Genomic DNA, 12,075 nt, shown 5'->3' with positions numbered 1-12,075 from the left:
AAGCTCCGCTGGCTAAGCGGAGCTTAAACACGCAATTAAAGGCTAGAGAGTTCTTCTTTTACCCAGTCAAAAACATCGCCGTAGTTTTCGGGCAATAAATTACGCAGCTCATTCAGTGCGGTTTGCACGGCGCTCTTCTTGGGATGATTGATATTGATATGGCCAAGCTTGCGTCCGGGGCGAACGTCTTTGCCATACCAGTAGCACTGGGTAGATGGAATTTTTAACCAGTTGGTTTCGCGCTCAACACCAATCACATTGATCATCACGCTTTGGCCGCGCACTTCGGGTGCTTTAATGGGCAGGCCACTTACTGCGCGTAAATGCATTTCAAACTGGCTGACACAGGCACCGGCTTGGGTCCAGTGACCGCTATTGTGAACGCGCGGTGCAAGTTCGTTGACGATGAGTTCCTCGCCAACGCGGAAGCATTCCATCGCCATAACGCCAATGTAGTCAGCGGCATCCATAATTTTGCCAAGCATCGACTCGGCCTTGCCTTGCAGGTGATCAACCCTAGCAAGCGGCGCAACAGACGCCATTAAAATGCCGTTGCGGTGCAGATTCAGCGTTAAAGGATAAAAGACTTTATTGCCGTCTTTGTCCCGCGCACCAACCAGCGACAATTCTTCATTAAAAGGGATTTTCTTTTCGGCGATGCCGGTGCCTAACCAATCGCTAGGAACGTCGAGCCCCTTGTCTTGGTAAAGCCAAAACTGGCCCTTGCCGTCATAACCACCTTCGCGGCGTTTTAATAAAACGTCGGGGCCTAAGGCCGCATGAAGTGATTTGGCTTGGGTATCTACTTCGACAGAACGCCACGGCGCGGTGTTAATGCCGAGGGTGTCGAGCATGGTTTTTTGATGGAAGCGGTCGGCGATCTTGCCAAAAATATCCGCGTTCATAAAGCCAGATTGCTGGCTCATGTGGCGGGTTACGGCTGTGTCTGGCCACTGCTCGCGCTCAACGGTAATGATGTCACCGTCTTTGATCGCTGGTAGCTGTTCGCTCTCAGGCTCAACGGGCTCGACGCGGAGCGCCAATGGATATGCAGCCTGCTTTAGCATGGCACCTAATTGTCCGGCGCCGAGAACCCAAACCGTCGGCATTAAGCGTCCCTCGGATCCGGATTGTCTAACACGTCCTGGGTCTGCTTCGCGCGGAAGGCGTCAAGTCGCATAGCTAAATCAGCGTCAGTAAGTGCCAAAATCTGACAGGCCATGAGGCCAGCATTAAAAGCGCCGGCGCTGCCGATCGCCAAGGTGCCAACGGCAATGCCTTTAGGCATTTGGGCGATAGAAAGTAAGCTGTCGACACCGTTTAGCGCCTTGCTTTGCACCGGCACACCCAGCACAGGTAGGCGAGTTTTGGCTGCCACCATGCCCGGTAAGTGCGCCGCGCCGCCGGCGCCGGCAATAATGACGTCAAAGCCACGGTCTACGGCCTGGCTGGCAAATTCCATTAGTTTGTCCGGAGTGCGATGCGCCGAGACCACTTCTACGTGGTGCTCCACGCCAAGTTCGCTCATGATCTCGGTGGCTGGGCGCATTGTTTCCCAGTCACTTTTTGAGCCCATGATCAGGGCAACTTTTGCGGTCATTGCTTTGCTCTCTTCGCGTGAAAGCGGCGTATTATACGGGAATTCTTGGTTTTAGGCCGAATATCAGTGTAAAACTCGTCAAAACATCAATTTTAGTGTGTTGATTTTGATGAGGTTAGACCCGCCTTATGTGCTAAGTTATTGTAAGTATAAGAAAAATAATTCGATATTGAGGTTTTCTAAACAGTATATTTTTTGGCCAAAAAGACGGTGTTAATACCTTAGACTGCTTTGCAGTGTGGCCTGTTGCCATATCGTGGTCGTAGAAGCTGAAATTACCCAGTTTGTAACATTGACGACGTTGCTGAGTCAGTGTGTAACGGATAGATAAATAGAGGCGAAAATGCACGATACCCTGGCACTTTTAGAGCTGACAGATTTTCCCGCAATAACGCGAAAGCCGCTGGATACCTTACAGGTCAACCTTGGCTATAAATGCAATCAGCGCTGCTTACATTGCCATGTTAATGCTGGGCCAACACGGACAGAAATGATGCCGGCAGAACTCATCGCGCTTATTCCTGAGGTGCTGGCGGCCAGAAATATACAAACCCTCGACTTAACAGGTGGTGCGCCAGAGCTACATGAGCAATTCCGAGAGTTGGTCAGTGCTGCTACTGACATCGGCGTTAAAGTTATTGATCGCTGTAATCTGACGATATTGTTTGAGCCGGGTCAGGAGGGCTTGGCCGAATTTTTAGCAGCAAATAAGGTTGAGATCGTGGCTTCCTTGCCCTGTTACTCCCTAAAAAATGTGGATGCACAGCGCGGTGAAGGCGTATTCGACAAAAGTATTGCTGGTCTGCAATTATTAAATTCCTTGGGCTATGGCATGCCTGACTCGGGTTTGGTGTTGAATTTGGTTTATAACCCGCAGGGCGCATCGCTACCGCCAAATCAACAGGCATTAGAGGCAGATTATCGGCGGGAGCTGCGCGCCCACTTCGGTATTGAATTTAGCAATCTATTTGCTTTGGCCAATATGCCCATCAAGCGCTTTGGTTCTACCTTGGTATCTAAAGGCGAATTTAAACCCTATATGGACTTGCTGAAAAATAATTTTAGCGAAGAAAATTTAGCTTCACTCATGTGCCGTAATTTGGTGAGCGTAGATTGGCTGGGAAATCTATATGACTGTGATTTTAATCAGCAGCTAGATTTGCCGGTGCTGGGTAAAGAGAGCAGGCATTTGCGTGATCTTTTGAATGTGGATATTGCAGGTAGTGAGATCGCTATTGCCGATCATTGCTTCGGATGTACTGCCGGGCAAGGTAGTAGCTGCGGTGGTGCCTTGTAAGGTGCGTGGAATGCGCTAAATACTTTAATAAAATAATAAGGAATTAACATGGAATTAAAAGCTAAGCCATTAGTCATCGTCTATTTAATAAGCGCATTATTAGCGCTCATTATGACCTGGATTCATGTGCCTGCGTATTTAGGTGATGGCTTTGTAAATGCAAATATAAAATTTTGGAACGACGCATTATTTAATGCGAATCCAGCGGGAAAATTTTTAACCATAGATATTTTATTTTTAGCTTTTGTCTGTAATGTGTGGATGTTTATTGAGGGCAGGCGCTTAGGGGTTAAATATATCTACCTCTATGTTATTGGGGGTGTTGTTATTGCTATCAGTGTCGCCTTTCCTTTGTTTATGGCGGCTAGAGAGTTGAAGTTGGCCGCAAAGGAATCATCAGCGGTGTCGTATAAAATAAAAAGTGTAGACCTTGTTGCCTTGCTGTGTTTGTTTTTAACAGCGGTGCTGGCTAGTTATGCGGTGTTGTGAACCCTTCTGTTTGTATGTTGCTATAGGCTGACATTAATTAAGGCGACCGTTACGTCGCCATTTCTAGTTGGTCAGCGTCTTGCCGTTTTTCTACTTTGTGCTGATCTTCGTCATTGCCTATTTTCCAATAGCTGGAAATATATAACTGCTCTTTGTTTAATTGCTGGGTTTGTTTTAGATACTTGCGCAATTGGCGCATAGAATTAAATTCACAGGCAACCCACGCCGACACTTTTCCCGGTAGCCATTTTAAATTCTCTACGTAGTTCAGCAACGTTTCACGGCTGGGGTCTGGTTGGGGATTGATCAGCCAATGCACGTTAATATTGTCTGGCACAGGCAGTTCTTGAATGTCTTCTTTGTCAGGCACTTCAATGACTACGTAGCCGCGGGCACGCTGGGGCAGCAATGTTATATTCACGCTTATGGCGGGAAGGGCCGTCATATCGCCCACCATAAGAAACCAATCTGCTTCCGCATCTATCAGCTTTTTAGGGCCGGGGCCGCCAATGAGTATTTGATCTCCTGTTTGCGCTGAGCGCGCCCATGCTGAGGCGGGGCCGTCGGCATCGTGGATGACGAAGTCTACGTCAATTTCGTGTTGGCGTTGCTGGCGTACAGTGTAGGTTCGCATTAGTGGTTTGGCGTTGTCACCCTGCGGAAAAATAAGCTTTATATAGGCGCTTGCTTGATCTGCCGGGAAGTTAGTCATGCCCTCGCCGCCGAGGGTGACTCTGAGCATGTGCGGGCTAAGTTGGCTGCTGCGAATGACATCGAGTGTTCTGGGTGCGGGTTTGTTCATGGGGGTGTTCCTTTTATTGCGACGTGTCTGCGCTGAGATTGCTAATCATGGTATTGGCGATACGAATAAATAATGTCATTTCCTCATCGCTAAGGTTGGCGGTCATCGCGCAGCTGGTTTTCTGTTCAATGGTGTCGAGCTGGGCGACGATTTTTTCTCCTGCTTTTGTAAGATGAAGTAGTTGGCTGCGGCGATCCTCAGGGTTATCTGATTTGCTGATAAAGCCGTCCTGCAGCAGTTCGTTTAGCACTCGGGTGATTTGCGCCTTGTCGCGTTGCATACGCTGAGCAATTGACTGTGCTGTGCAGTGTGGATTGCGGCGAATGCCTTTTAGCGCGCGTATGTGCGTGATGGGTAGTGGAATTTGATGTTCTTTAACACCTGCGCGTAACCCCGATTTGTAGGCGTGGGTAAGGCTGTGCAAAATCTCGTTCAGAGCAAGGGGCGGCATATTGAAATTCCATATTGGTTGATATGGTCAACTATATTTATATTGATTGACTATGTCAACTACTTTACTGTGCGGGGTATGTCGGAAGACGCAGTAATATCGCGGTTCTGTCGTACAGGGAGCGTAATAAATAATATAACGGGGCTTTGGCGTGATCTGGTTTTGTCGCTATTACTGCGATGGCAATTTTTGGCGATGAGGCGAGTAAGCCGAATGGATTTATCGTGTGGGGGCAGAGAAGCTAGACCACGACATGTCGTGGTCTAGCTTCGGCATATATTTAGTTGGTTTCTGTGCGCTGGGCGATGCGCTTTTTAAATTCAGCGAGGTCTTCTTTGCGCTCGGAGTAGCGGTCTACAAAATAGTCCGCGCTGCCTCTGGTGAGTAATGTGAACTTCACTAGCTCTTCCATTACGTCCACTATGCGGTCGTAGTATGAGGACGGTTTCATACGGTCATTCTCGTCAAACTCCAGCCACGCTTTGGCGACGGATGATTGGTTGGGTATGGTGACCATGCGCATCCAGCGGCCTAACACGCGTAATTGATTCACCGCATTGAAGCTTTGTGAGCCACCGCAGACCTGCATGACCGCAAGGGTTTTACCTTGGGTTGGGCGTACTGCGCCAATGGAAAGTGGAATCCAATCTATTTGTGCTTTCATGATCCCGGTCATTGCGCCGTGGCGCTCGGGTGAGCACCACACCATGCCTTCGCACCAGCTGGCGAGTTCTCTTAATTCTTGAACCTTTGGGTGGTTGGCGTCGCAGTCGTCGGGGAGCGGCAAGCCAGATGGGTTGAAAATACGCGTTTCGGCGCCGAAAAATTCTAGCAAGCGCGCGGCTTCTTCGGTGGCGAGTCGGCTAAAGGAGCGTTCCCGCACTGAGCCGTAGAGCAGCAATATTTTTGGTGGATGCTCTAATCTTTTAAATAATTTACTCGTGTCGATTGGCTTGAGTAAGTCGGCGTCGATATGTTGAAGATCGCTCATCGTATTTCCGTTAATAAAGTAGATGTGTGTTTAGGCTGGGAAGCTGTCGCGACTGTGGTTTATTAGCGCGACCAGTGACAACATGACGGGGACTTCTACTAATACCCCGACCACAGTTGCCAGTGCCGCACCGGAGTGTAATCCGAATAAGGATATGGCGACGGCGACGGCCAGTTCAAAAAAGTTGGACGTGCCAATAAGGCAGGCTGGTCCTGCAATATTGTGGGGTAGGCGCAGGGCTTTTGCGCCGTAAAATGCAATGGCGAATATGCCGTAGGTTTGGATTAGCAGTGGTATAGCAATCAGTACTATCGAAATAGGGTTTTGCATAATGACTTCTGCTTGAAAGCCAAATAATAGTATGACGGTGGCCAATAGACCGCTTATTGAGATGGGTTTTACTCGGTCTAAAAAATTCTGTAGGTGTTTGTGGTTGTCGGGTTTGTCGAGTGCGCGGCGGGTTAGCACACCAGCTATGAGTGGAATAAGCACATAGAGTACAACAGATAGTAATAAGGTATCCCACGGCACAGTAACATCGCTAATACCCAGCAAAAATGCGGCAATAGGCGCAAAAGCAAAAACCATGATGACATCGTTAATCGAGACTTGCGCCAGTGTGTAGTTGGCGTCACCTTTAGTGAGTTGGCTCCAGACGAAGACCATCGCAGTACAGGGCGCTACGCCAAGTAAAATCATACCGGCGATATACTCAGTCGCAGTTTGCGGGTCTACCCAGTCGGCAAACAGCACGCGGAAAAATAACCAACCCAGCGCAGCCATGGTAAAGGGTTTGATCAGCCAATTAATCACCAGTGTTAAAGCTAAGCCCTTGGGCTTTTTGCCAACGTCTTTGATGGATGAAAAATCGACTTGCACCATCATTGGGTAAATCATTACCCAAATAAATAGCGCGACGGGTAAGTTAACGTGGGCGATTTCCATACTCGCAATGAGTTGGAATAGTTCTGGCACGATATTACCTAAGAGCAAACCTGCGATGATGCAGAGCCCAACCCAGACACTTAAGTAGCGTTCAAATAGACCCATTAGATGAGGCTCCCTTCCGAGGCATTAGTATGAATTTGTTTTAAAGACGCGATGAGTTCGGTCTTGCTTAGCTGTTCTAAATCGAGCGCCAGCAGTGCTTTTATTCGCGCTTGAATTGAAGCGATGCAGTCATTAAATGCGGCGTCAATTTCTGCATCGCTGCCGTTGAGTTTGGATGGGTCGCTAAGTCCCCAATGCACTTTTGGTGAGCCTCCCAGCCACAGTGGGCAGCTTTCACCTGCGGCACTATCGCAGACGGTAATGGCAATATCGATGGTTTGATCGGCAAAGTCATCCCAGGATTGGCTGCGTAAATTAGCCGTTGAAATACCGTGTGCGGCGAGATGTTTCAATGACAGCGGGTGCACTTCGCCGGCGGGTTGGCTGCCGGCGCTGAAGGCTTGAATGCGCGGATCATTGAAGTGATTGCTAATGGCTTCGCACAGAATGCTGCGGCAGCGATTATGGGTGCAGATAAATAATATATTCATGTAATCCTCTTAATTTATGTGCAGCTTTCGGGGCGACAGTCCATGGTTTTTAATTTCTGTAAGCAGGGTTTTAATCGTTCCAGCTGGGCGGCATATGTTGTGGCAAGAATATCTGTCACCCATTGTGGTAGTTGCGGGTGTAAACGATAGTAGACCCACTGACGATCACGTCTATCGGTGAGAATTCCGCAGTTTCTTAACTGGGCCAAATGCCGCGAGATTTTGGGTTGGCTGTCTTCCAGCGCTTNCATTAACTCGCACACGCAAAGCTCGCCCTCGGCCTGAATTAACAGGGTGGACAGCAAGCGCGTTTCGTCTGCTAGACATTTAAAAAGCTGTTCTGGGTTCATGCGAATGAAGCTTACTTTGTTGATGTTGCGGGAATGCTATCGTAAATTTGAATATATGTATATCCATATATTAGTATTTGATGTGTTCAATGTGACGGCCTTGGTGTTGTTCATGGCAGGCGAAATTGCCGTACACTTAGAAAATACATTTGATGAATATGGCGAAAATAGACAATTGAATTAAGAGGAGCTCAAATGAAAACGCGTGAATTGGGACGAACGGGAATTAGCGTTAGTGAGATTTGTTTAGGCACTATGACATGGGGTGAACAAAACACGCTGGATGACGCATGTGAGCAAATGGATTATGCGGTGTCGCGGGGTATTAACTTTTTTGACACCGCTGAAATGTACCCCGTGCCGCCAGTCCCTGAAACCCAAGGTAAGACCGAGGAGTATATCGGTGAGTGGTTTCGACAAAGTGGTAAACGCAAGGAGATAGTGCTGGCCAGTAAGGCAACTGGCCCCGGCCACCCGCATGTGCGCGAAGGTAAACCGCTTGGTCGCAGCGGTATTTTGAACGCCATAGAAGGGAGTTTGGCGCGGTTGCAGACGGACTATATCGATTTGTATCAAATCCATTGGCCCAATAGGGCAACAAATTTTTTCGGCAAATTGGGTTATCAACACGGTGCTGACGATGCCGAACGTGATTTGCATGAGATATTAGAAACACTATCGGAGTTGTTTAACAGCGGTGTGGTAAAGGCCATTGGTATTAGCAATGAAACGCCTTGGGGTTTGATGAGCTATTTAAATTTGGCCGAGCAATATGGCTTGCCGCGCATAGCGAGTATTCAAAATCCTTACAGTTTGCTGAATCGCACCTTCGAAATTGGTTTGGCTGAAATGGCTATTCGCGAAGACGTCGGCTTGCTGGCATATTCACCAATGGCGTTTGGAATGCTAAGTGGAAAATACCGCAATGGGGCTCGCCCAGTTGATGCTCGTATAACTTTGTTTGAGCGTTTTCAGCGCTATAGCAATCCACAGGCCGTGGCGGCCAGCGAGGCTTATGTCGCGCTGGCGGAGCGTCATCAACTGTCTCCCGCGCAGATGGCCTTGGCCTTCGTGACGGGGCAAAGTTTTTTGACGAGCAATATTATTGGCGCAACGACAATGCTGCAATTAAAGGAAAATATAGATAGTTCGGAATTGCAGCTTAGTGATGATGTTATGGAAGAGATTGAGGCAATTCATCGGCGCATACCTAATCCTGCGCCGTAGCAAAGCTGGCGCAGGGCTGGGTAATTGCAGATTAAAACTTATATGTAATACGCGCGCCGATTTCCTTTGGGTCACCAACGTAAACGGCGTTAATGCCCAGTGAGGGGCTGTTGAAGCGATCTGTAATATAGAATTTATCCGTTAGATTTTGGCCATATAATTCTGCGCCAAAGTGCTCACCTTGATAGCCAATACGGGCGCCAAATAAATCGCGAGCATCAGCTAGTAATGTGGGCGTGTTCTCGCGATCTATATAGCTGTCGTCAGTTCTTGACCAGCTAATATCGCTATAAAAACCTTTGTCAATTGCGTAGCGCAAGCTGAGGTTGGCGGTGTTGCGCGGTGCGTTGGGGAAGTGATTGCCTGCGTAATTTACGCCGTCATCTTCGTATTCAACAAATGCGGTGTCTACATAACCAATGCCGCCGAATACGCTAAAGCCCTTGCCAAGTTCGCCGCGAAACTCCAGTTCGGCCCCTTCTGATTTTGCTTCACCGGCGTTGTCGGTACGAAAGTTAGAGGCGTCAACGCGCACACCAATTTGCATGTCATCGTAGTCAATGCGAAATACCGTACCCTGCACAAACCAACTACCGCGCTGAAACTTTACGCCAAGATCATAGTTGTTGGTGTATTCCGGCCCGTAGCTAGGGGAATTGCCTGAGCTAACAAAATCTACCGAACCGGCACGATAGCCTTGGCTGCGGGTAAAAAATGCACTTAATTCGTCATTAATTTGAAAGCTCACTGCTACTTTTGGCAGCAGAACGTCGTCGCCGCTAGGGGCGCTGGTGTCGTTGTCGAGTATGGGCTTTAACACTGGGCTGATATCGCCGGGGATGGTGGTGCCGGTGACGGGGTCGATTAACTCTGCGCCGGTAACAATAAATGCACTGCGGTTTTTGGCTTCATTTTCTTCATAGCGTGCGCCGAGGGTCAGGGTCCAGCGCGTGCTTAAATTAATATCGGCTTCGCTGTATATGGCACGGGTAGTCGCGTCGCGATCTGCAGCTAAGTCAGCGTCGGCACGTAATTGCATACCGCTAACATTGTAAGGTAGATCAATTGAGCTTGAGGTGCCGACTAGCTCGTCGCTGCTGTAGTACAGGCCAGCGACGGCTTTGATTAAAGAGCTTTGGTATTGCAGGCGAACTTCTACGGCGTCGTTTTCGGTGTTGACGGTATTAATGAAATAGCCGTTGTTGTCGTCAGAAATATCGTAGTCGCCTTTGCGTTGGTTGTAGTTCTCAGAGTGGCTGGCAATGAGGCTTAGGCGCAGCTCATTGCTGAGTTCGGCGTGTTGGCTCAGTACCCAGAGTTGGCTGTTGTCATCGTAAAAGCCGTCGACGTTGTCGGTAGAAATGCCATCTTCAGCGGTTTCTGGGGGGAGGTATTCATTGCCTTCCCGCAGCTTGCTGTCTTGAATGGTCAGCATGGCGGAATACCATTCATTGGCATCCCAGCTTAGTTTTAAACGCTGCATATAACGCTTGCGAGCCTGCCATTCATCGTCGTTTAGAGTGGTGTTGGTGACTTCGCCGTCGGTTTGATTTGTTTCTGCGGCGTAGCGAAATGCAAGGCCACCGATTAGCGGCCCACCCAGCGCAATACCTGCTTCACGGCCGCCATAATTGCTGGCGCCGACTTTTATTTCGCCGCTGTATTCTTCATTTGACGGATCACGGGTTTGAACAACAACGGCGCCGGCTAGTGAGCCGGGGCCAAAGGCGGTGGATTGCGGGCCGCGGTAAAATTCTATTTGCCGTACGTCCCAGCTATTGGCAATACCACGGCCAGGTTGCCGCGCACCGTCAATAAAAATGCTCACTGTTGGACGGCCGGTGCCCCCTGGACCAATGCCTTCATTGGCAATACCGCGCACCGAGAATTTGTCTTCCCGCGCGGCGTTTAAGTTGGGGCTACGTAATAGAAGATCGTAAAGGTCGCGAATATTCAGTGCGCGTAGCTGATCTTCAGGCACGATGCTAATGCTGGAAACAGTGTCTAAACTGTTGCGCCTCATTGGGTCGCCAGTTACCAGCACTTCTTCGATCTTTTTTGTGTTGGTGGTTTCGGCGACAACGGTGACGAATGGGGTGCAGAGTACTGTGGCTGCGAGTGCGTATCGCATAGATAACATGGCTTGAGTCCGACGCTGGGAAGTTGGAGGCGATGAGTGAGTTCTTAGATTAACACTACTGAAGGTACAAATGATAATTATTACTATTTAGTAATGCTGAGGTTTTGTTGATACCGTTTATTGGGTGCAGCGCGCAGGCGTCGACGGTTTAAATAATTCGATGGTTTAGCAGAAGTTGTCACCTTTGTAACAGATAAACACAGCGTTTAAGCCTAAACTGCGGTATGAGAGTTATTTCATTCTAACAATAAAGAAGAAAACCTATGGAACAGAGTGTGTTTATTAGTATTGGTTTACCAGTTTCTCTTTTTATCATCATGATCGGTATGGGGCTTGGTTTAACACTTGGTGATTTTGCCAAAGAGGCTCGGCTTCCACGAGCGGCCATTGCGGGTAGCGTTGGGCAATTGTTGGTTTTGCCTGCTCTTGGGTTTTTGGTGGCGTGGAGCTTGGATTTATCTCCCGCGATTGCTGTTGGTTTGGTGATATTAGCGGCATGCCCCGGCGGTGCGACGTCTAACGTTATTACCTATTTAGCGAGAGGAAATGTGGCGTTATCGATTGTGGTTACCGCCATAGCCAGCATTGCCACCATTATGACTTTGCCGTTATTGGTCAATCAGGCCTTGAGTTGGCAGCTTGGGCAGTCCGCTAATGTCACCATGCCGGTCGTCGACACCATTGCCATGTTGGTGATTATTGTATTGCTGCCCACGGGCATTGGTATGCTTATTCGAGCCAAGGCGCCTAATCTTGCCGCCCGCGCGGAAAAGCCCCTAAATGGTTTTGGCGCGGTGGTGTTACTGGGTTTGATTGTACTTATATCTTACGGTCTGCGTGATCAGCTCTTAGGTCTGCTGATTCAAGCAGGACCTGCGTGCTTGCTTCTTAACACCGTGGGAATAGGTGCAGGCTTTGCTATAGCGCGTATTGCGGGTGTGGCAAAAGTGGATCAGCTGGCGATTGCGGTAGAGCTAGGAATAAAAAACAGCACCATCGGGATTCTTGTCGCGACCACCATTCTTGGCTCGCAGGAAATGGCGATTCCGTCAATGGTATACGGACTAACCATGTATGTTTTTGGCGCGGGTTTGGTTGCGTTTGGGCGGTCTACCGTTGCGGCTACAAAGGTATAAATAGCGGATCTTTACTTCGTGTTGGGCGTTGCGTGAAAGCGGTATAAATTT

14 protein-coding genes are annotated in these 12,075 nt (G+C 48.9%); 5 read left to right on the top strand and 9 right to left on the bottom strand.

The window, feature by feature from the left end; all coding sequences use genetic code 11:
- Positions 1-35: 35 nt before the first annotated feature.
- Positions 36-1,109, bottom strand: a complete 1,074-nt coding sequence (purK, locus tag GVJ32_RS17880; RefSeq protein ID WP_159241446.1) for a 5-(carboxyamino)imidazole ribonucleotide synthase — start codon at positions 1,107-1,109, stop codon at positions 36-38.
- Positions 1,109-1,600: a 5-(carboxyamino)imidazole ribonucleotide mutase gene (purE, locus tag GVJ32_RS17875; RefSeq protein WP_159241445.1), complete on the bottom strand. Its 492-nt coding sequence runs from the start codon at positions 1,598-1,600 to the stop codon at positions 1,109-1,111. The genes purK and purE overlap by 1 nt, the downstream gene beginning before the upstream one ends.
- Positions 1,601-1,943: 343 nt before the next feature.
- On the opposite strand from purE, the gene arsS reads away from it, so the two are divergent.
- The gene (gene arsS / locus GVJ32_RS17870; RefSeq protein ID WP_159241444.1) at positions 1,944-2,897 is read left to right on the top strand and encodes an arsenosugar biosynthesis radical SAM (seleno)protein ArsS; all 954 of its coding nucleotides are present in this window, start codon (positions 1,944-1,946) and stop codon (positions 2,895-2,897) included.
- Positions 2,898-2,945: 48 nt separating this feature from the next.
- Positions 2,946-3,386, top strand: a complete 441-nt coding sequence (locus GVJ32_RS17865; RefSeq protein ID WP_159241443.1) for a DUF2834 domain-containing protein — start codon at positions 2,946-2,948, stop codon at positions 3,384-3,386.
- 49 nt (positions 3,387-3,435) lie between these two features.
- On the opposite strand, the gene GVJ32_RS17860 is transcribed toward GVJ32_RS17865, so the two are convergent.
- The 6 genes from GVJ32_RS17860 to GVJ32_RS17835 all read right to left on the bottom strand — a co-directional run bounded on the left by GVJ32_RS17860 (position 3,436) and on the right by GVJ32_RS17835 (position 7,521).
- On the bottom strand, positions 3,436-4,188 hold the full coding sequence (locus tag GVJ32_RS17860; RefSeq protein WP_159241442.1) for a siderophore-interacting protein: 753 nt from the start codon (positions 4,186-4,188) through the stop codon (positions 3,436-3,438).
- Between the two features lie 13 nt (positions 4,189-4,201).
- On the bottom strand, positions 4,202-4,639 hold the full coding sequence (locus GVJ32_RS17855) for a MarR family winged helix-turn-helix transcriptional regulator (protein WP_159241441.1): 438 nt from the start codon (positions 4,637-4,639) through the stop codon (positions 4,202-4,204).
- A 280-nt stretch (positions 4,640-4,919) separates the two neighbouring features.
- On the bottom strand, positions 4,920-5,630 hold the full coding sequence (gene arsH, locus GVJ32_RS17850; RefSeq protein ID WP_159241440.1) for an arsenical resistance protein ArsH: 711 nt from the start codon (positions 5,628-5,630) through the stop codon (positions 4,920-4,922).
- Positions 5,631-5,660: 30 nt separating this feature from the next.
- Positions 5,661-6,680 (bottom strand): ACR3 family arsenite efflux transporter, encoded by a 1,020-nt coding sequence (gene arsB / locus GVJ32_RS17845; RefSeq protein ID WP_159241439.1) that lies wholly within the window; start codon positions 6,678-6,680, stop codon positions 5,661-5,663.
- On the bottom strand, positions 6,680-7,171 hold the full coding sequence (locus tag GVJ32_RS17840; protein ID WP_159241438.1) for an arsenate reductase ArsC: 492 nt from the start codon (positions 7,169-7,171) through the stop codon (positions 6,680-6,682). Before GVJ32_RS17840 ends, arsB begins: the two co-directional genes overlap by 1 nt.
- A 14-nt stretch (positions 7,172-7,185) precedes the next feature.
- On the bottom strand, positions 7,186-7,521 hold the full coding sequence (locus tag GVJ32_RS17835; protein ID WP_159241437.1) for a metalloregulator ArsR/SmtB family transcription factor: 336 nt from the start codon (positions 7,519-7,521) through the stop codon (positions 7,186-7,188).
- Positions 7,522-7,525: 4 nt separating this feature from the next.
- Here GVJ32_RS17835 and GVJ32_RS17830 point away from each other — a divergent pair, with 4 nt between their 5' ends.
- Together GVJ32_RS17830 and GVJ32_RS17825 are read left to right on the top strand one after the other, a co-directional pair.
- Complete coding sequence (locus GVJ32_RS17830; RefSeq protein WP_159241436.1) at positions 7,526-7,705, top strand: hypothetical protein; 180 nt, start codon at positions 7,526-7,528, stop codon at positions 7,703-7,705.
- An 11-nt stretch (positions 7,706-7,716) separates the two neighbouring features.
- Positions 7,717-8,748 (top strand): NADP(H)-dependent aldo-keto reductase, encoded by a 1,032-nt coding sequence (locus GVJ32_RS17825; RefSeq protein WP_159241435.1) that lies wholly within the window; start codon positions 7,717-7,719, stop codon positions 8,746-8,748.
- A gap of 31 nt (positions 8,749-8,779) precedes the next feature.
- Here GVJ32_RS17825 and GVJ32_RS17820 read toward each other — a convergent pair whose 3' ends face one another.
- Complete coding sequence (locus GVJ32_RS17820; protein WP_159241434.1) at positions 8,780-10,888, bottom strand: TonB-dependent receptor; 2,109 nt, start codon at positions 10,886-10,888, stop codon at positions 8,780-8,782.
- A gap of 263 nt (positions 10,889-11,151) precedes the next feature.
- Between GVJ32_RS17820 and GVJ32_RS17815 the strand changes: the two genes are divergently transcribed.
- Entirely contained in the window at positions 11,152-12,024 is an 873-nt protein-coding gene (locus GVJ32_RS17815) for a bile acid:sodium symporter family protein (protein WP_159241433.1), read from the top strand.
- Positions 12,025-12,075 lie beyond the last annotated feature (51 nt).

It is taken from the genome of Zhongshania aliphaticivorans (assembly GCF_902705855.1).
GTDB lineage: Bacteria > Pseudomonadota > Gammaproteobacteria > Pseudomonadales > Spongiibacteraceae > Spongiibacter > Spongiibacter aliphaticivorans_B.
The sequence above is the reverse complement of the archived record's forward strand: the minus strand, read 5'-3'. Positions and strand labels throughout refer to the sequence as shown.

Coding starts and splice junctions, on each gene's coding strand:
- GVJ32_RS17820 (WP_159241434.1), bottom strand. CDS start 10,888: ATGTTATCTATGCGATACGCACTCGCAGCCACAGTACTCTGCACCCCA.
- purK (WP_159241446.1), bottom strand. CDS start 1,109: ATGCCGACGGTTTGGGTTCTCGGCGCCGGACAATTAGGTGCCATGCTA.
- GVJ32_RS17825 (WP_159241435.1), top strand. CDS start 7,717: ATGAAAACGCGTGAATTGGGACGAACGGGAATTAGCGTTAGTGAGATT.
- GVJ32_RS17865 (WP_159241443.1), top strand. CDS start 2,946: ATGGAATTAAAAGCTAAGCCATTAGTCATCGTCTATTTAATAAGCGCA.
- GVJ32_RS17840 (WP_159241438.1), bottom strand. CDS start 7,171: ATGAATATATTATTTATCTGCACCCATAATCGCTGCCGCAGCATTCTG.
- arsB (WP_159241439.1), bottom strand. CDS start 6,680: ATGGGTCTATTTGAACGCTACTTAAGTGTCTGGGTTGGGCTCTGCATC.
- purE (WP_159241445.1), bottom strand. CDS start 1,600: ATGACCGCAAAAGTTGCCCTGATCATGGGCTCAAAAAGTGACTGGGAA.
- arsH (WP_159241440.1), bottom strand. CDS start 5,630: ATGAGCGATCTTCAACATATCGACGCCGACTTACTCAAGCCAATCGAC.
- GVJ32_RS17830 (WP_159241436.1), top strand. CDS start 7,526: ATGAAGCTTACTTTGTTGATGTTGCGGGAATGCTATCGTAAATTTGAA.
- GVJ32_RS17860 (WP_159241442.1), bottom strand. CDS start 4,188: ATGAACAAACCCGCACCCAGAACACTCGATGTCATTCGCAGCAGCCAA.
- GVJ32_RS17815 (WP_159241433.1), top strand. CDS start 11,152: ATGGAACAGAGTGTGTTTATTAGTATTGGTTTACCAGTTTCTCTTTTT.
- GVJ32_RS17855 (WP_159241441.1), bottom strand. CDS start 4,639: ATGCCGCCCCTTGCTCTGAACGAGATTTTGCACAGCCTTACCCACGCC.
- arsS (WP_159241444.1), top strand. CDS start 1,944: ATGCACGATACCCTGGCACTTTTAGAGCTGACAGATTTTCCCGCAATA.